This window comes from Streptomyces griseoviridis, from assembly GCF_005222485.1.
GTDB classification, from domain to species: domain Bacteria; phylum Actinomycetota; class Actinomycetes; order Streptomycetales; family Streptomycetaceae; genus Streptomyces; species Streptomyces hintoniae.
Genome location: NZ_CP029078.1, coordinates 3113275 through 3130536, shown reverse-complemented (window position 1 = coordinate 3130536; position 17262 = coordinate 3113275). Strand labels below are relative to the sequence as shown.

The 17262-nt window shown below is 72.5% G+C and carries 15 protein-coding genes; 4 read left to right on the top strand and 11 right to left on the bottom strand.

Annotated elements, in window-relative coordinates; all coding sequences use genetic code 11:
* Positions 1-45 precede the first annotated feature (45 nt).
* The 8 genes from DDJ31_RS12965 to DDJ31_RS12925 all read right to left on the bottom strand — a co-directional run bounded on the left by DDJ31_RS12965 (position 46) and on the right by DDJ31_RS12925 (position 9145).
* Positions 46-1476, bottom strand: a complete 1431-nt coding sequence (locus DDJ31_RS12965) for an FGGY-family carbohydrate kinase (protein ID WP_127182828.1) — start codon at positions 1474-1476, stop codon at positions 46-48.
* 35 nt (positions 1477-1511) lie between these two features.
* Positions 1512-2546: a 2-hydroxyacid dehydrogenase gene (locus DDJ31_RS12960; protein WP_127180115.1), complete on the bottom strand. Its 1035-nt coding sequence runs from the start codon at positions 2544-2546 to the stop codon at positions 1512-1514.
* Positions 2543-3631, bottom strand: a complete 1089-nt coding sequence (locus DDJ31_RS12955; protein ID WP_127180116.1) for an ABC transporter ATP-binding protein — start codon at positions 3629-3631, stop codon at positions 2543-2545. Before DDJ31_RS12955 ends, DDJ31_RS12960 begins: the two co-directional genes overlap by 4 nt.
* Complete coding sequence (locus DDJ31_RS12950; protein ID WP_431029232.1) at positions 3609-4382, bottom strand: DeoR/GlpR family DNA-binding transcription regulator; 774 nt, start codon at positions 4380-4382, stop codon at positions 3609-3611. Before DDJ31_RS12950 ends, DDJ31_RS12955 begins: the two co-directional genes overlap by 23 nt.
* Before the next feature lie 95 nt (positions 4383-4477).
* The gene (locus DDJ31_RS12940; protein ID WP_240678229.1) at positions 4478-5812 is read right to left on the bottom strand and encodes an ABC transporter ATP-binding protein; all 1335 of its coding nucleotides are present in this window, start codon (positions 5810-5812) and stop codon (positions 4478-4480) included.
* Positions 5809-6840 (bottom strand): carbohydrate ABC transporter permease, encoded by a 1032-nt coding sequence (locus DDJ31_RS12935; protein ID WP_276319315.1) that lies wholly within the window; start codon positions 6838-6840, stop codon positions 5809-5811. Before DDJ31_RS12935 ends, DDJ31_RS12940 begins: the two co-directional genes overlap by 4 nt.
* Positions 6837-7718, bottom strand: a complete 882-nt coding sequence (locus tag DDJ31_RS12930) for a carbohydrate ABC transporter permease (protein ID WP_127180118.1) — start codon at positions 7716-7718, stop codon at positions 6837-6839. The genes DDJ31_RS12935 and DDJ31_RS12930 overlap by 4 nt, the downstream gene beginning before the upstream one ends.
* Positions 7719-7723: 5 nt before the next feature.
* Positions 7724-9145 (bottom strand): ABC transporter substrate-binding protein, encoded by a 1422-nt coding sequence (locus DDJ31_RS12925; protein ID WP_127180119.1) that lies wholly within the window; start codon positions 9143-9145, stop codon positions 7724-7726.
* 234 nt (positions 9146-9379) lie between these two features.
* On the opposite strand from DDJ31_RS12925, the gene DDJ31_RS12920 reads away from it, so the two are divergent.
* Positions 9380-10843: an FGGY-family carbohydrate kinase gene (locus DDJ31_RS12920; protein ID WP_127180120.1), complete on the top strand. Its 1464-nt coding sequence runs from the start codon at positions 9380-9382 to the stop codon at positions 10841-10843.
* A 199-nt stretch (positions 10844-11042) separates the two neighbouring features.
* Positions 11043-11684, top strand: a complete 642-nt coding sequence (locus DDJ31_RS12915; RefSeq protein ID WP_127180121.1) for a histidine phosphatase family protein — start codon at positions 11043-11045, stop codon at positions 11682-11684.
* 113 nt (positions 11685-11797) lie between these two features.
* On the opposite strand, the gene DDJ31_RS12910 is transcribed toward DDJ31_RS12915, so the two are convergent.
* Positions 11798-12439 carry a superoxide dismutase gene (locus DDJ31_RS12910; protein WP_127180122.1) on the bottom strand — a complete coding sequence of 214 codons (642 nt, stop codon included), beginning with the start codon at positions 12437-12439 and terminating at the stop codon, positions 11798-11800.
* Between the two features lie 124 nt (positions 12440-12563).
* On the bottom strand, positions 12564-13949 hold the full coding sequence (locus tag DDJ31_RS12905) for an amino acid permease (RefSeq protein WP_127180123.1): 1386 nt from the start codon (positions 13947-13949) through the stop codon (positions 12564-12566).
* A gap of 439 nt (positions 13950-14388) precedes the next feature.
* Here DDJ31_RS12905 and DDJ31_RS12900 point away from each other — a divergent pair, with 439 nt between their 5' ends.
* Positions 14389-14970, top strand: a complete 582-nt coding sequence (locus tag DDJ31_RS12900) for a biotin transporter BioY (RefSeq protein WP_127180124.1) — start codon at positions 14389-14391, stop codon at positions 14968-14970.
* A gap of 72 nt (positions 14971-15042) precedes the next feature.
* Here the strand turns inward: DDJ31_RS12900 and DDJ31_RS12895 are convergent, their stop codons facing one another.
* The gene (locus DDJ31_RS12895) at positions 15043-16467 is read right to left on the bottom strand and encodes an amino acid permease (RefSeq protein ID WP_127180125.1); all 1425 of its coding nucleotides are present in this window, start codon (positions 16465-16467) and stop codon (positions 15043-15045) included.
* Between the two features lie 248 nt (positions 16468-16715).
* Here DDJ31_RS12895 and DDJ31_RS12890 point away from each other — a divergent pair, with 248 nt between their 5' ends.
* On the top strand, positions 16716-17201 hold the full coding sequence (locus DDJ31_RS12890; protein WP_127180126.1) for a ribose-5-phosphate isomerase: 486 nt from the start codon (positions 16716-16718) through the stop codon (positions 17199-17201).
* Positions 17202-17262 lie beyond the last annotated feature (61 nt).

Below are 17262 nucleotides of genomic sequence, written 5' to 3'. Positions count from 1 at the left end.
AACTCACCCTCCAGACAAGAGAACTCGCTCTCCGTACAAGTGAATTCAGGCGTGGTCACGGGCGTGCTCGCGGGCCGTCGCCAGGCGGGCGAGATGGGCCGCGTAGCCCGCCGTGTAGTGCGCCGCCCGCGCGGGGTCCGGTTCCACCACCGCCGTCGGACGGGTCCAGCGCGCCGTGTCCAGCGCGGTCCCGTACCGCTCGGCCGCCGCCAGCACCGCGCCCCGCGCCCCGACTTCGCCCTCCACCACCCGCAGCGGACGGCCCAGGACGTCGGCGAGCAGCCGCATCCAGGCGGGGCTGCGGGTGCCGCCGCCGCAGACCGCGAGCGAGCCGGTCAGACCGGCCGCCTCCAGACAGTGCCGGGCCGCGTAGCCGATGCCCTCGCAGGTCGCCCGGATCAGGTCGCCCTTCGTCGACTCCAGCGACACACCGCTGAGTTCGGCCCGCAGACCGGGCTCCACGAACGGCGCCCGCTCACCGGACGGCGCGAAGTACGGCAGCACCCTGACGCCGTGCGCGCCGGGCGGGGTCGCGGCCAGCAGCGCGTCGACCTCCTCGTGCGCGACGCCCGTCGTCGACAGCACCCAGTCGAGCGCCGCCGTCCCGACCATCGCGGGCATCGCGCGCAGCCGGTGGCCGGGACGGTCGGTCGAGATGTACAGGCCCGCGGGTTCGCCGCTCAGATCGAGGTCGGTGGTGGCGACCAGGCTCGCCAGACACGTCCCGACGATCAGCAGCCCGTCGCCGGGCGCCCGCACCCCCGCGCCCAGCGCGCAGGCCGGCAGGTCGTAGGGGCCGTTGGCGAGCCGGGTGCCGGCCGGCAGCCCCTCACCGCGCGCCTCGCCCGTGCTGATCGGGTCGCCGACCGGCGCGAGCAGCGCCCTGCGGTGGGTGAGGCCGAGGAGTTCGACGACGCCGTCGTCGTAGGCCCGGGTGCGCGGGTCGAGGAACGGCATCGAGGCGTCCGAGACGTCGGTGCCGGCGGGGGCGCCGGTGAGCCGCCCGAACACCATGTCCTTGCAGCACAGGGCGGCCGACGCCGCGTCGAGGGCGGCCGGTTCGTGCCGGTCGAGCCAGGCGAGGAGCGGTCCCGGGCTGCCCGGGAACAAGGCGCCGCCGGTCCGCCGGAACACCGCCTCGAAGGTCCCGTCCGCCAGCCACCGGTCGACGAGGGCGTGGGCCCGCCCGTCCATCCAGGAGGCGGCGGCCCGCACCGGGCGCCCCGCGGCGTCCACCAGCCAGACGCCGTCGCCCTGCCCGGTGAGTCCGGCCAGTTCGACGGGCCCGGGGAGCCGGGCGGTGAGCGCGTCGAGGACGGCGACGACGGCCGCGTACACCTCGTCCATGTCCTGCTCCACCACACCCTCGTCGAGCGAGAGGGTGATCTGCCGTGCCTCGACGGCGAGTTCGGTGCCGGCGGTGTCGAAGGCGGCGGCCTTCACGGTGGATGTTCCTACGTCGATACCGATGAACACGGCGTGGCTCTCCTCGGGGTCGCCGGTGGCGGGGGTCAGCACAGGGCGTGCGCGGGCGGTTCGCCCCGGGCCCAGCGGCCCACCTCCGCCGCCGCGATCCGCGCCGCCTTCTCCGCCACCGCCTGGCTCGCGCCGCCCAGATGGGGGGTGAGGACGACCCGGTCGGCCAGCCCGAACAGCCGGGACCCGGCGGGCAGCGGCTCCCGCGCGAAGGTGTCGAGGGCCGCCGCCGACAGGGTCCCGTCGGCCAGCGCGTCGCAGAGCGCCTCCTCGTCGACGAGGGGACCGCGGGCCGCGTTCACCAGGACCGCGCCGCGCGGCAGCAGCGCCAGCTCACGGGCGCCGATCAGGCCCCGCGTCTCCGGGGTGAGGCGGGCGTGCAGGGTGATGACCCGGGAGCGGCGCAGCAGGGCGTCGAGGGTCGGCATCCGCAGCCCGTGGATCTCGCCCCGGGCGTACGGGTCGTACACCATCACCTGGGCGCCGAACGCGGCGAGCGCGCGGGCCACCCGGCTGCCGACCGCGCCGTAGCCGATCAGCCCGACCGGAAGATCCTCCAGTTCCAGGCCGCTGTGTTCGTGGGTGTAGTAGGTCGCGCCCTGCCAACTGCGCTGCCCGGCCAGGAGATCGTGGGCCTGCGGGATGCGCCGCAGCGCCGCGAGGAGCAGTCCGACGGTGAACTCGGCGGTGGCGGCGGCGTTGCGGCCGGGCGCGTAGCAGACGCGCACGTCGTGGAGTTGCGCCGCGTCCAGGTTGACGTTGACCGGGCCGCCCCGGCAGACCACGACGAGCCGCAGGCCGGGCGAGGCGGCGAGGACCCGCTCGGTGACCGGCGCCATCTGGGTGACCAGCACCTCGCGGCCGTCCGACAGGGCGTCGATCAGCGGGTTCTCGGCGTCGCTCGCCTCCCGCACCTCGGCCACCGGGCCGAACGGTTCGAGCGGCCAGCCGAGCATCAACTCCCGCACATCGGGCGGTGGTTCGGGGAGTTCGGCTGTCAACGCCCGAGTGATCAGGGCGGGCAGGACGAAGTGGTCGCCGGCGGCCACCACGCGTACGGGGGTGTTCATCGCAGGGAGACTCCCGTCTCGGCGTCGAAGACATGGGTCAGGCGGGGGTCGGCGGTCACCCGCACGAGGGCGTCGTGGGCGAGCCGGGTGCCGGGTTCGGTGAGGGCGACGACGGGGTCCGTGACGCCGTCCAGGGTGAGGGTGGCCAGACCCGATTCGAGGAGCGGCTCATGGGCGAGGACGCGGGCCGGGATGCCGTCGCCGCCGGTCAGCGCGATGTCCTCGGGGCGGACGCCGACGATGATCTCCCGCCCGGCCGGCAGCGGGACCGGCAGCGGCAGCAGGACCTCGGCGGAGAGCCTGGCCCGGCCGTCCGGGCCGGTGGTGGCGGGCAGCAGGTTGATCGCCGGTTCGCCGACGAAGTCCGCCACGAAGACGGTCGCGGGGTGGTCGTAGACCTCGTAGGGCGTGCCGAGCTGCTCGATCACGCCGTCCCGCATCACCGCGATCCGGTCGGCGAGCGAGAGGGCCTCCTCCTGGTCGTGCGTGACGAGGATGGCGGTGTGCCCGAGGTCGCGCTGGATGCGCTTCAACTCACGCCGTGTGGTGTCCCGTTGGGCGGCGTCGAGATGGGAGAGCGGCTCGTCGAGAAGGAGCACGTCCGGCTCCCTGACCAGCGCCCTGGCAAGCGAGACCCGCTGCTTCTGCCCGCTGGAGAGGGCGGCGGGACGGGCGTCGAGGACGGCGGTCAGACCGACCCGCTCGGCGATCCGGGCGACCTTGCGCTCCACGTCTCCCCGGTCGCCCCGGTCGGCCCGGCGGCGGGCCCGCAGCCCGAAGGCGAGGTTCTCGCGGACCGTGAGCGGCGGGTAGAGGGCGTAGTTCTCGAACGCCACCCCGATGTTGCGCCGCCTCGCGGGCCGGTCGGTCACCGACGCGCCGCCGACCAGGATGTCCCCGCCGGTCACCGTCTCCAGACCGGCGATCATCCGCAGGGTGGTTGACTTGCCGCACCCCGAAGGGCCCAGCAGGCCGAGGAGTTCACCGGAGCGCAGCCCCAGGTCGAGGCCGCGCACCGCGTCCACCGGCGGGCGCCCGCGCGCCCGGTAGGTCTTGCGCAGGTCACGTAGCTCCAGCTCGGTCATCGTCACCCTTCGTCGGGCACACCTCGTAGCGGACCTGGTGCTCGTCCAGGTCCCGCAGCGCCTCGGGCGACGCCCCGTCGTCGACCAGCAGCAGATCGAAACGGGAGAGCGGGGCGACCCGGTGCAGGGCGGGCCTGGCGAGCTTCGTGTGGTCGATGAGCAGCACCCGGCGGGCGGCCGAGTCGAGCATCGCCCGCTTCACGGACACGATGTGCTGCTCCTGGTGGTAGGCGTAGCCGCCGTGCACGGCCGACGTCGACGCGAAGCAGACGTCGACCCGCAGCGACTGCACCGCCTCCACGCAGGACACCCCGAGGAACGACGAGTGCAGCGGGTCGTAGTCGCCGCCCAGTGCCAGCAGCCGGATGCCCCGCTGGTCGGCGAGGAGGTTGATGGCCTCGAGGAAGTTGGTGACGACGGTCAGCGGGGTGATCTCGCCGAGCCGCAGCAGCCTGGCTATCTCCAGGGTGGTCGTGGAGTCGTCCAGCATGATCGCCATGCCGGGCTCGACCAGGCGCAGGGCGTGTCCCGCCACCGCCTCCTTCGCGGCCCGCATGGTCCCCAGCCGGTACTGCACGTTCGACTCGAAGACCGCCGACGGCTGCGCGGTCACCCCGCCCCTGAACTTCCGTACGACACCTTGCCGTTCGAGTTCGTCGAGGTCGCGGTGGATGGTCATCAGGCTCACCCCGAACCGCTCGGCGAGTTCGGCCGCGGTCGCGGAACCGGCGGCGAGGACCCGCTCGGCCAGCGCCGTCCTGCGGGCGGCGGGCCCCTGCTGGTGCGGGACCTGCGGGGGCGTGCCGTGCTGCTGCGTGCCGTGCGGGTGGGGTGCGTGGGCGGCGCTCATCGTGTCCCGATCCTTCGTCCTGGGCGCCGGGGCCGGTCGGCCTCGAACAGCAGCAGGTTCTCAGGCCGGAGGGTGAGCCGTACCGGATCATCGGGCCGCAGCCCGTGCGTGTCGGCGCGCGGGGCGACCAGGGAGACGTACGGGGAGGACGCGTCGGGGGAGACGGAGAAGTCGGAGGATTCGAGGGAGGTGGCGGATTCGGAGGAGACGGCGGATTCCGGAGAGGCGGCGGATTCGGGAGAGGTGGGCGGGACGGGGGAGGCGTCCGGTCCCGCCGGGGCGGGGGCCGCGAGGTCCGGGGCTGAGAGGCCGGTGGCCGCCGGGTCGAGGTGCGGGTCCCCTCCCGGGCCCCTCCCCTGGCAACCTCCCGGGCCGCTTCCCGGGCCGCGCCCGCCGCCGAGCCTGACGGTCACCTCCACCGACCGGCCCAGCACCTCGGTGACGTACACCGTGCCGGTCAGCTCATGTCCCGGCGCGGTGAGGGACAGGTCGCGGGGGCGGATCCCGGCGAGGACCTCGGTGCCGGGCGGCGCCTCGGCCCGCACCGGCAGCTCGACCGCGCCGTCCGCCGAGCGGAACGCGCCGTCCTCGGTGAGCGTGCCGGGCAGCAGGTTGATCCGGGGGCGGCCGAAGGCGCGCGCCACCTCGGTGTCGGCCGGCCGGTACCAGATCTCCTCGCGGGTGCCCGTCTGCACGATCCGGCCGTCCCTGATGACGCCGATCCGGTCGCCGAGCGCCAGCGCCTCCACCGCGTCATGGGTGACGTAGAGGGTGGTGGTGCGGCGGACCGAGCCGATCGCCTTCAGCTCGGCCCGCATCTGCTGGCGCAGTTTGGCGTCGAGGTGGGAGAGGGGCTCGTCGAGGAGGAAGGCGCGGGCCGGGCGCACCAGCACCCGGCCGAGCGCGACCCGCTGCCGCTGCCCGTTGGAGAGCCGGCCCACCGGACGGTCCAACAACTGGGCGATGCCGAGGAGTTCGGCGGTCTCCCGGACCCGGGCGCGGGCCTCGGCCGCGGGCAGCCGGTGGCGCGGGGAGCGCAGCGGCGACACCAGGTTGTCGTAGGCGGAGCGGTGCGGGTAGAGGGCGTAGCTCTCGAAGCACATCGCGACACCCCGGTCGTACGGCTCGACACCCGCCAGGTCACGGCCGTCCAGCTCGACCGTGCCCGCGTCCGGCGGTTCGAGGCCGGCGACGGTCTTCAGGGTGGTCGTCTTCCCGGCCCCCGAGGGGCCCAGCAGACAGAAGAACTCGCCCTCCTCGACGTCGAGTTCGAGGCCGTCGAGGGCTCTGGTGCGGCCGTAGCTCTTGGTGATCCCGCGCAGCCGGATCATGACTTCACCGCCCCGAACGACAGCCCCCGCACCAGATACCGCTGGATGGTGAGGGCGAGCAGCAGCGGCGGGACGACGGAGACCAGCGCGGCGGCGGCCGTCAGGTTGTACTTGGGGCGGTCGCCGCCCAGGAACGACAGGGCGCCCACGGTCACGGTCTGCGCCTCGCTCGACGTGAGGATCAGCGGGAAGACGAAGTTGTTCCAGGCGAAGATGAACGCCAGCAGCGACACGGCCGCCACCCCCGGCTTCACCAGCGGCAGCGCGACCTTGAAGAACGCCTGGGTGCGGCTGTAGCCGTCGAGCAGCGCCGCCTGCTCCAACTCCGGTGACAGGTCGGCGAAGTAGGACCGCATGATCCACACGATGAGCGGCAGCGTGACCAGTTGCAGCACCCAGATCATGCCGACGTACGTGTCGAACAGGCCGAGCTTCTGGTAGAGCACGAACAGCGGGATGATCACGGTGAGTTCGGGCGCAAAGCGGAACGACAGCAGCGTGAACATCAGGTTCTCGGAGCCCTTGAACCGATGGCGCGCCGAGGCGTACGCGGCCGGCAGGCCGACCAGCAGGGAGAGCGCGACCGCGCCCACCGACACCACCAGGCTGTTGACGAAGAACCGCACGAAGGGGATGCCCTCGCTGTCCCCGAGGACGGTCCGGTAGGAGCCGAGGGTGGGGGTGAAGGAGAAGTAGGTGCTGAAGAGTTGGTCGGCCGGTTTCAGCGACAGGATCAGCATCCAGGCGATCGGGAACAGCGCGAAGACGAAGTAGCCGATCAGGGCCGCGTCCGCCAGCCACCCCCACACCCGCCCCGCCCCACGCCCACCGGCCACCCGGTCCCGATCCCGATCCCGGCCGCGCTTCCGCCGCCCGCCGACCACCCGGTCCCGGCCGCGCTTCCGCCGCCCGCCGGCCACTTGGTCCCGGCCGCCCTCGCGTCCCTCGCCGGCCCTCCCGTCCCGGCCGCGCGTCCTTCCCGTGCCGGCCCCCCGGTCGCCGCCGCCCTCGGTTCCCGTGCCGGTCATCGGGCCTCCGCCGCCTTCCGCTGCACCCGGCCCAGATGGCGGACCAGGACCATCGCCGCCAGATAGACCACCGCCCACAGGACGATCGTGTAGCTGATCCCGAACGAGTACCGCTGGAAGCGGATCGCCTCCAGGTAGGCGCGGATCTGGAGGACCATCGTGGAGTCGCCCGGACCGCCCTCGGTCAGCGCGTAGATGATGTCGAAGACCTTCAGCGAGTCCATGAACCGGAAGATCACCGCGACCAGTACGTACGGCCACAGCATCGGCAGGGTCAGCCGCCTGAACGTGTACCACCACCCCGCGCCGTCCACGGCCGCCGCCTCGAACGGGGAGGCGGGCAGCGACCGCAGACCGGCCAGGGCGAGGATCGCCACGAACGGGGTGTACACCCACACGTCCACGGCGATCGACGACAGCAGGGCGCCCGCCGGGGTGTCCGTCCACTGCACCCCGCCGAGCCCGAACGGCCGCAGCAGGTGGTTGACCACCCCGACCGACGGCTGGAGCATCAGCTTCCACATGATCGCCGCGATCACCGGGGCGATCATCAGCGGCAGGATCAGGATCTTCTCCAGTACCCGGCCCACCCAGGAGGAGCGGTGCAGCAGCAGGGCCACCGAGACCCCGAGGACGGTCTCGGTGGCGGCGGCGCCGACCGCGTACAGCACGGTCACCCACGCCGAGTCCCAGAACGCGCCGTCGCCGAACATCGCCCGGTAGTTGTCGAACCCCACGAGGTCGGGGCGCGGTCTGCTCGCGGAGAAGTCGAACAGCGTGTAGTAGAGGCCGAGCCCGAACGGGTAGAGGATCCCGCAGGTGAGCAGCAGGGCGGGCACGATCAGCAGGTACGGGCGCAGGGCGGGGCGCACACCCACCGCGCTCAGCGCACCTTCCGGGCGAGGTCGCCCGCGAGCCCGTTCAGCACCGAGCCCGCGCTCCGGCCGCCGTAGATCTCCTGGAGGGCCGCGGCCCAGCTGGTGGTGGCGTCGAAGAACTGCGCCTGCGGGGTGAACTGGATCGTCGTCTGGCCGACGACGGTCTCGAAGGTGTCGAGGAAGCCGGGCAGGTGCCGCATCTTGTTCCGGTAGGCGGCGTCCTGGCTGATCGACCTGCGGACCGGGTCGATGTGCTGGTGGGTGAGGGCGGCCCGGCGCAGATGCTCCTTGCCGGTGGCCCACTGGAGGAACAGCCAACTGGCTTTCTTCTTCCGGCTCCTGGCGTTCATTCCGAGCGACCAGATCCACATGTTGGTGGCGAGCGAACCGTCGGGACCCTTCGGCCCGGGATGGAACGCGATCTTCCCGGAGGCCGGGCTCGCGCCGTCCACCGCCTGGAAGTAGGCGGCGGTGTCCGCGTCGAACAGCATCGCGGCCTTCTTCGCGCCCAGATCACTCGAACACTGGTACCAGGTGTACGACGTCCAGGACGGTGGCCCGCCCCGCTTCACCATGTCCGCCCACTCCTCGGTGAACGCCACCGCCGCCGGGGTGTTCATCGCGGGCTTCAGGGCGCCGCCGTCCACGGTGAAGTCCCGCAGCCCGTTGCGGGCGTACATGGTCATGAAACCGGGGTGGATGGTGGCCCAACTGCGCGACCCGCGCACCGCGATGCCGTACATCCCGTCGTAACCCGCCCCGGGCGCCTTCCTCTTGACGACCGCGGCCAGCTCGCGCAGCTCGTCGAAGCTCTCGGCGGGCTTGAGCCCCAGCTTCCTGAAAACCTCGGTGTTGTAGGCGACGACGTTGGTCTCCCACCCCCACGGCAGCGCGTACTGGCCGCCCCGCCCGAGCGGGGCGCCGTCCTTCAGGGACCACTGGTCGGCTTCGAGGAGGTTGGGGAAGAAGTCGTCCTGGTCCCAGTCGCCGCCGGTGGCCGAGGAGTTGCGCATCCACGGGCCGAGGTCCTCGAGCCAGCCCGGCGGACCGTACTGCCACACCATGTACGCGCCCAGCATGAAGACGTCGTAGGAGGCGCGTCCGCTGGAGAGGTCGACGGTCAGCTTGTCGAAGTAGTTGTTCTCGGGGAAGACGTCGTACTCGACCTCGATGCCCGTCTTCGCGGTGAACGACTTCAGGTCGGCGATCAGGGCGTCCGCGTACGGGTGCTTGTTGAGCAGCGCCTTGACGGTCGTGCCGCGCTCCCGCCGCCAGTCGAAGGAGCCGGTGACGTCGTCGGCGGCCGAGCCGTCGCCCTTGTCGTCGGTACCGCCGAACCCCGCGCCGCAGGCCGCGAGGAACGGGGTCGCGGCGGTCGCGGCGGTGAGCGCGAGGAAGCGGCGGCGGTCGTGCGCGTGCGTGTCCATCCGTGACCTCCAGGTGGGGCTGGGTCCGGTGCGGGGCAACACGTCGAGCCGAAGGAACGCGACTCGTCAACAGAGGTTGTAACGAGGGAAGTTGAGTGTCAATCCCTCCCGCAGGGGAAAATGCCGGTTCGATATCGGGGAAAGGTGTGAACTTCACAGGGGGTCGCCCGGCGCGCGCCGCGCGCGAGCCGGACGGAACCCCCCGCACCGCACGCACACACCACGGAGGTCCTGATGGCGGTCGAGCGCGTCGAAGGCGCGAAGGACGAGGCATGGCTGGGCGTCGACCTCGGCACCCAGGGCGTCCGCGCGCTGCTGGTCACCGGCGACGGCACGGTCCTCGGCGGCGGCACCGCGCCGCTGGCCGGGAACCGACGGCCGGGGCGGCACGAGCAGGACCCCGAGGGGTGGTGGCGGGCGGTGTGCGCGGCCTGCCGGGAGGCCCTCGCCGGCCGCCGGGGCGCGCGGGTCGGCGGGCTCGCGGTGTGCGGCACGTCGGGGACCGTGCTGCTGACGGACCCCGCGGGCCGGCCGGTGAGCCCCGCGCTGATGTACGACGACGGGCGGGCCACCGCCGAGGGCGCGCGGGCCAGGGCGGCCGGCCTCGCCGTGCAGGACGGCTGGGGGCTGCCCAAGGCGCTCTGGCTGCTCGACGCCCACGGCCCAGGGCGGATCACCCACCAGCCCGACGTGATCACCGCCCGGCTGATCGGGCACCCGGTACCGACGGATTCCAGCCACGCCCTGAAGACCGGGTACGACCTGGAGCGCGCCGCCTGGCCCGCCACCGGCCTCGGACTGCCGGACGGCGCGCTGCCCGAGGTGGTCGCCCCCGGCACCCGGCTCGGCGAGGTGGGCGCGCGGGCCGCCGAGGCGACCGGCGTCCCGGCCGGCACCCCGGTGATCGCCGGGATGACCGACGGCTGCGCGGCCCAGATCGCCTCGGGCGCGCTGCGGCCCGGCGCCTGGAACTCCGTGCTCGGTACGACGCTCGTCCTCAAGGGCGCCGCCCTCGCACCGGTCCGCGACGCCACCGGAGTCGTCTACAACCACCGTGCGCCGGACGGGAGTTGGCTGCCCGGCGGGGCGTCGAGCGTGGGCGCGGGGGCGCTCGCGGCGGCCTTCCCCGGCGTCGACCCGGCCGCCATGGACCGATCGGCCGCCGCCCATGAGCCGGCCGGGGCGGTCATCTACCCGCTGGTGTCGCCGGGGGAGCGGTTCCCGTTCCTGGCGCCGCGCGCCACGGCGCTGGTGCTCGGGGAACCGGCCGGGCCGGCCGACCGGTGGGCGGCGCTGCTCCAGGGCGTCGCCCTCACGGAACGGCTCTGCCTCGACTACCTGCACCACCTCGGCGCCCCCATGGACGGGCCGCTCACCTTCACCGGGGGCGGTGCCCGCAGCCCCTACTGGAACCAGCTGCGCACCGACATCCTGGCCCGCCCCTCCCGCGTCCCCCGGCAGACCGAACCGGCCCTGGGAATGGCCGCGTTGGCCGCCCACGCCACGACCGGCACCCCGCTGACCGACGTCACGGACGCGATGGTCCACGTCGGCGCGACCTTCACCCCGGCCCCGGCCCGCACCGCCCGCTTCGCCGAGCCCTACACCCGCCTCCTGACCGCCCTGACGACCAGGGGCTGGCTCCCCGAGGAGGTGGCCACCCACGCCCGGACCCGCCTGACGAGGGACGTGCCCTGACCCTTTGACGACGGACGTGCCCTGCCCCTCTGACGAGGGACGAGCCCTGGCCCTCTGACGACGAACGTGCCCTGCCCCTCTGACGGCCGATGCGCCCTGCCCCTGAACAGGGCCCGACTCGACCCGACCCGGGTCGGCGGGCGGCCTGCCTCACCCGCCCCCGGCCCCCCGCCGCCCCCGGCCCGCGATACTGCCCCGTATGACCAGTAGCCCCGTCTCCACCGCGACCACTCTTCTCCTGGCCCGGCACGGGCAGACCGTCTGGCATGCCGAGAACCGGTACGCCGGGGTCAGTGACATCGCGCTGACCGACACCGGGCGGGCCCAGGCCGAGGCGCTCGGGCGGTGGGCCGGGGCCCATCCCGTCGACGCGGTGTGGACGTCGCCCCTGGCGCGCGCGGTCCGCACCGCCGAGCCCGCCTGCCGGACCCTCGGCCTGCGCCCCCGCGTCGACCCCGATCTGCGGGAGTGCGACTTCGGCGTGGTGGAGGGCCGTCCGCTCACCGAGTTCGCCGCCGAGGACCCCGAGGGCGCGGCGGCCTTCCTCGCGGACCCGGTCGCCCACCCCTTCCCCGGCGCCGAGGACCCGGCCGCCGCGGCCCAGCGGGGTGCCGCCGCGCTGCGCTCGATCGCCGCGGCGCACCCCGGCGGGCGGGTCCTGGTCGTCGCCCACAACACCCTGCTGCGCCTGGTGCTGTGCACCCTGCTGTCTATCCCGGCCCGCGACTACCGCCGGGTCTTCCCGCGGCTGCGCAACGCGGCCGTCACCGAACTCCGCCTGACGGACGGCTCGGTGGGGCTGATCTCGCTCAACGTGCCCTGCGAGGAGGGCGGTCGCTGACGCGGACACAGGAAACCCCCGCGAGTCATGTCCTCGCGGGGGTTCCCCTCACTCCGCCCGCCGGTGAAGGTTGAGAAGACGATCACGAGGCAGGGCGTCCGGTGGGCCCCGGGTCAGGGGGCGAGCAGCAGGACGTCGGCGCGTGACTTCGCCGCCTGGTGACGGCGGGCCACGTCCTGCCAGTTGACGACGGCCCACATGGCCTCGATGAAGTCGACCTTCTGGTTCTTGTACTGGAGGTAGAAGGCGTGCTCCCAGGCGTCGAAGACCAGGATCGGGGTCGATCCCTGGCCGACGTTGCCCTGGTGGTCGTAGACCTGCTCGACGATCAGCCGGCCGCTGAGCGGCTCGTAGGCGAGGACGCCCCAGCCCGAACCCTGCGTCGTGGCGGCCGCCTTGGTGAGTTGGGTCTTGAACGCGGCGAACGAGCCGAAGGACTCGGTGATGGCGTCCGCCAGTTCGCCGACTCCGTCGGCGGCGAGGGGCTCACCGCCGCCGTCGCCGGTCATGTTGTGCCAGTAGATCGAGTGCAGGATGTGGCCGGAGAGATGGAAGGCCAGGTTCTTCTCCAGGCCGTTGATCGAGCCCCAGGACTCCTTGTCCCGGGCCTCCGCCAACTGCTCCAGGGTGTCGTTCGCGCCCTTCACGTACGCCGCGTGGTGCTTGTCGTGGTGCAGCTCGACGATCTGCGGGTTGATGACCGGTTCGAGCGCGGTGTAGTCGTACGGCAGTTCAGGGAGCGTGTAGACGGGCATGGCGGGTCCCCTCCGACCTGGTGACGTCTTATTGCAAAAGACTTGCAACTACAACCTAGCAACAAAAGACCCCCTCCGGGTGCACCGAGGGGGGTCGTGGGCGTGCCGTCGGGCCGCGCCGCCGTCAGACGGGCCGCCGGCCCCGCGCCCGCTGCCGCGCGTACCCCACCGCCGCCAGCGCCGCCGTCATCCCGCCCGTCGCGTACAGCTGCACCCGGGTGGCCGGCTCACGGGCCATCAGGACGAACACCGCCGCCATCCCGGCCAGCGCCACCCAGGTCAGCACCGGGAACGCCCACATCCGCACCGCCAGACGCTCGGGCGACTCCCGTTCGAGACGCCGGCGCAGCCGCAGCTGGGAGACGGCGATGAAGATCCAGACGACCAGGATCACCGCGCCCACCGTGTTCAGCAGCCAGGCGAACACGTCGTCGGGCCGCCAGCGGCTGAGCAGCACGCAGACCAGCCCCACCGCGCAGGACACCAGCACCGCCACCCGAGGCACCCCGCCCGACACCCGCCCCAGCGCCCTCGGGCCGAGACCGCGCCGCACCAGCGAGTACGCGATCCGCGAGGAGCCGTAGATGTTGGCGTTCATCGCGGACAGCAGCGCGACCAGGATGACGACGTTCATGACCTGGCCCGCGCCGTCCACGCCGATCCGCTGGAGCGTGGCCACGTACGGGCCGTCCTCGACGATCTCCCGCGCGTCGAACGGCACCAGCGTGACGACGACCGCCATCGAGCCGACGTAGAACAGCGCGATGCGCCACATCGCCGTCCTGACCGCGCTCGCCACGCCCCGCACCGGGTCCTCGGACTCGGCCGCCGCGATGGTCACCGTCTCGAGCCCGCCGTACGCGAAGATCGACGCGAGCAGCCCCACCACCAGGCCCTCGCCGCCGTGCGGGAGGAAGTCGGCGAGGTGGGTGGTGCCGGGGGAGTCGGTGCCCGGCAGGACGCCCGCGACCGCCAGCACGCCCAGCACCAGGAACAGGCCGATCGCGCCGACCTTCAGGGCGGCGAACCAGAACTCGAACTCGCCGAAGTTCTTCACGGCGGCGAGGTTCGCGCCGCAGAGGACCACCACGAACAGCGCCACCCACATCCACTGAGGGGTCCCCGGCAGCCAGCCGGTGACGATGTGCGCGGCGCCGATGCCCTCAAGGCCGACCACCGTGCACAGCAGCACCCAGAACGCCCAGCCCACCGTGAAGCCCGCCCACGGCCCGATCGCCCGCTCGGCGTGCGCGGAGAACGAACCCGACGACGGATGCGCGGCCGACATCTCGCCGAGCATCCGCATCACCAGCATCACGAGCAGGCCGGAGAGCGCGTACGCGACGACGATGGAGGGACCGGCCGCGGCGATACCGGCGCCGGAACCGACGAACAGTCCCGCGCCGATGACCCCGCCGAGGGCGATCATCGACAGATGGCGCTGCTTGAGACCGTGCGACAGGGAGGCGTCCTGCCGCTGCGGCGTCTCCTCGGTGGTGCTGCTGGGCATGGCGCGACTACGTCCCGTACGTGAGATGGACAAAAACGACAACAGTCTCGACGTCCCCCGGAGGCCGCCGAGCTGCCTGCCCACCATCCGGACACCGCGACGACGGACGGTGACCACGGGGTCGCGGAGCGCCCGCCCGCCCTCCGTGCCCGAGGAAGGCGTCCCGCGCGATAGGCGCCCCACGAGGAAGGCACCCCGCGCGGAAGGCGTCCCGCGCGAAAGGCTCCCCACGAGGAAAGCGCTCCGCGAGAAAGGCACCCGTGAGGAAAACGTCCTCCGCTCAGTGACCGGTATCACGCGGCCCGGTGTGTAACCCGCATCCTTTGTCCGGATCACACCAACCTGCCGTTCCCCCCTTTGTCGACCGCTGACGGTGTCCGGGCCGCGCACCCCGGGTTAGCGTCAGCCTGTCCCCGTCTGCCCCGACCCGCGGAGTCCCATGAGTACCGCCACCGCCCCCACCAGCACCGGCCAGGTCCTCGCCGACCTGCTCCCGGCCTCCCGCGTCCGTGACGTCGCCCTCGTCGTCGGCGGTGCCGTGCTCACCGGCGTCGCCGCCCAGATCGCCGTGCCCGTGCCGGGCTCCCCGGTCCCGGTGACCGGCCAGACCTTCGCCGCGCTCCTCGTCGGCACCGCCCTCGGCGCCGGGCGCGGCTTCTTCGCGCTCGCCCTGTACGCGCTGGCCGGCGTCGTCGGCGTGCCGTGGTTCGCGGAGGGCGGCTCCGGGGCCGGCATGGTCTCCTTCGGCTACGTCCTCGGCCTGCTGCTCGCCTCCACCGCCGTCGGCGCCCTGGCCCGCCGCGGCGCGGACCGCTCGGTGCTGCGCACGGCCGGCACGATGCTGCTCGGCGAGGCGATCATCTACGCGGTCGGCGTCCCGTACCTGGCGTACGCCGCCGGGATGTCCGCGTCCGCCGCCGTCGCGGCGGGACTCACGCCGTTCCTGATCGGTGACGCCGTCAAGGCCGCGCTGGCGATGGGGCTGCTGCCCACCGCCTGGAAGCTGCTCGACAGGCGCTGACCGCACGCCCGCCGCACGGGAAGGGGCCCGCCGACATCACGTCGGTGGGCCCCTTCCCGCGTTCGGGTGGTGCTAGGGCGTCTTGACGGCGTCGTCGAGCGGCTCGCCCGGCGGCGCCGCGACCTCGGCCGCGCGGGCGCCGCCGCCGACCTTCTCCTTCACGAAGGCGATGATCAGCACCACCGCCGCGACCAGCAGCGACAGCAGCACCGTGGTCCGCCCGTCGTGTTCCGTGTCGGTGAGCATGTAGCCCAGCACGAACACGATCAACGCGGCGGTCGCCCAGGTCAGATACGGGTACAGCCACATCTTCACGACGAGCTTCTCCGGCGCCTCGGCCTGGATGATGCGCCGCATGCGCAGCTGCGAGAAGCAGATGACCAGCCACACGAACAGGGCCACCGCGCCACTGGAGTTGACCAGGAACAGGAAGACCGAGTCGGGGAACTTGTAGTTGAAGAAGACGGCGACGAAGCCGAAGACGACCGACGACACGATCGCCGCCATCGGCACGCCCCGCGAGGTGGTCCTGGCGAACGCCTTCGGAGCGTCCCCGCGCTCACCGAGCGAGAACGCCATGCGGGAGGCCGTGTAGAGGCCGGAGTTGAGACAGGACAGCACCGACGTCAGCACGATGAAGTTCATGATCTGGCCGGCGTGCGCGATGCCCAGGGAGTCGAGGGCGGCGACGTACGAGCCCTTCTTCTCGATCGACGGGTCGTTCCACGGCAGCAGCGCGACGACGACGAAGATCGAGCCCAGGTAGAAGACGGCGATCCGCCAGATGACGCTGTTGGTCGCCTTGGTGACCGCCTTGCGCGGGTTCGCGGTCTCGCCCGCGGCCAGGGTGACGATCTCGCTGCCCATGAAGGAGAAGACGACCAGCAGCACACCGGTCAGGATGGCGCCCGCGCCGTGCGGCAGGAACCCGCCGTGGTCGGTGAGGTTGCCGAGCCCGGCCTTGTCGGTGTCGGCGCCCGGCAGCACGCCGAACACCGCGAGCAGGCCGACCACGACGAACGCGCCGATCGCGACGACCTTGATGCCGGCGAACCAGAACTCGAACTCGCCGTAGGAGCCGACCGAGACGAGGTTGGTCGCGGTCAGCACGATCATCACGATCAGCGCCCACCCCCACTGCGGCACGGCCGGGATCCAGCCCTCCAGGATCTTGGCGCCCGCGGTGGCCTCGACCGCGAGCACCACGACCCAGAAGAACCAGTACAGCCAGCCGATGGAGAAACCGGCCCAGCGGCCGAGCGCGCGGTCGGCGTGCGCGGAGAACGAGCCCGAGGTGGGGTTGGCCGCGGACATCTCGCCGAGCATCCGCATCACGAGGACGACGAGCGTGCCGACGAGGGCGTAGGACAGCAGGATGCCGGGGCCCGCGGTGGCGATACCGGTGCTCGATCCGACGAAGAGACCCGCGCCGATGACGCCGCCGATGGCGATCATCGACAGATGTCGGTCCTTGAGTCCTGCCTGAAGTCCGGTCATGGGGGAATTCCTTTGCGCCGGGAGAGGGGTCCGAGTGGGGGCGGCGTAATCAGGGTGTTCGCACGGCGTACGGACGACATACGAACGGCGTACGAATCGGTCCAGTGAATCGGAGGCAAAGGTATTCCTGAACCTTTGAATCCAGATCGTTACTTGAGCTTTTCTTGAGGTTTCCCGATGTGACCGGTGTCTTTCCGATGGGCCACCCGGCGCTGCTTCCCGGAAACCGCCGTGTCACACTCGGAGCCATGCGCGTGTACATCGGTTCCGACCATGCCGGCTTCGAGCTCAAGAACCACCTCGTGGAGTGGTTGACGTCGGCCGGCCACGATCCCGTCGACTGCGGCCCGCACCTCTACGACGCCGAGGACGACTACCCGCCCTTCTGCCTGCGCACCGCGGAGCGCACCGCCGCCGACCCCGACGCCCTCGGCATCGTCATCGGCGGCTCGGGCAACGGCGAGCAGATCGCCGCGAACAAGGTGAAGGGGGTCCGCGCCGCCCTCGCCTGGAGCGAGCAGACCGCCGCCCTCGGCCGCGAGCACAACAACGCCAACGTCGTCGCCGTCGGCTCCCGCATGCACACCACCGAGGAGGCGACGTCGTTCGTCGAGACGTTCCTCGCCACCCCGTTCTCCGGCGGCGAGCGCCACGTCCGCCGCATCGACATGCTCAGCGCGTACGAGACGACGGGCGAGCTGCCCCCGATCCCGCCGCACCACCCGCAGCCGTAGCCGCCCGCGCGGGGCGGCCGGGCCGCCGCCCCGCGCCCCGCGTCCTTCGCCGAGAGAGGAA

Excerpts from the sequence above, each read along its gene's own strand:
- DDJ31_RS12900 (WP_127180124.1), top strand. The coding sequence starts at position 14,389 with ATGAGTACCGCCACCGCCCCCACCAGCACCGGCCAGGTCCTCGCCGAC.
- DDJ31_RS12895 (WP_127180125.1), bottom strand. The coding sequence starts at position 16,467 with ATGACCGGACTTCAGGCAGGACTCAAGGACCGACATCTGTCGATGATC.
- DDJ31_RS12955 (WP_127180116.1), bottom strand. The coding sequence starts at position 3,631 with ATGACCGAGCTGGAGCTACGTGACCTGCGCAAGACCTACCGGGCGCGC.
- DDJ31_RS12925 (WP_127180119.1), bottom strand. The coding sequence starts at position 9,145 with ATGGACACGCACGCGCACGACCGCCGCCGCTTCCTCGCGCTCACCGCC.
- DDJ31_RS12940 (WP_240678229.1), bottom strand. The coding sequence starts at position 5,812 with ATGATCCGGCTGCGCGGGATCACCAAGAGCTACGGCCGCACCAGAGCC.
- DDJ31_RS12920 (WP_127180120.1), top strand. The coding sequence starts at position 9,380 with ATGGCGGTCGAGCGCGTCGAAGGCGCGAAGGACGAGGCATGGCTGGGC.
- DDJ31_RS12890 (WP_127180126.1), top strand. The coding sequence starts at position 16,716 with ATGCGCGTGTACATCGGTTCCGACCATGCCGGCTTCGAGCTCAAGAAC.
- DDJ31_RS12935 (WP_276319315.1), bottom strand. The coding sequence starts at position 6,840 with ATGACCGGCACGGGAACCGAGGGCGGCGGCGACCGGGGGGCCGGCACG.
- DDJ31_RS12960 (WP_127180115.1), bottom strand. The coding sequence starts at position 2,546 with ATGAACACCCCCGTACGCGTGGTGGCCGCCGGCGACCACTTCGTCCTG.
- DDJ31_RS12910 (WP_127180122.1), bottom strand. The coding sequence starts at position 12,439 with ATGCCCGTCTACACGCTCCCTGAACTGCCGTACGACTACACCGCGCTC.
- DDJ31_RS12915 (WP_127180121.1), top strand. The coding sequence starts at position 11,043 with ATGACCAGTAGCCCCGTCTCCACCGCGACCACTCTTCTCCTGGCCCGG.
- DDJ31_RS12905 (WP_127180123.1), bottom strand. The coding sequence starts at position 13,949 with ATGCCCAGCAGCACCACCGAGGAGACGCCGCAGCGGCAGGACGCCTCC.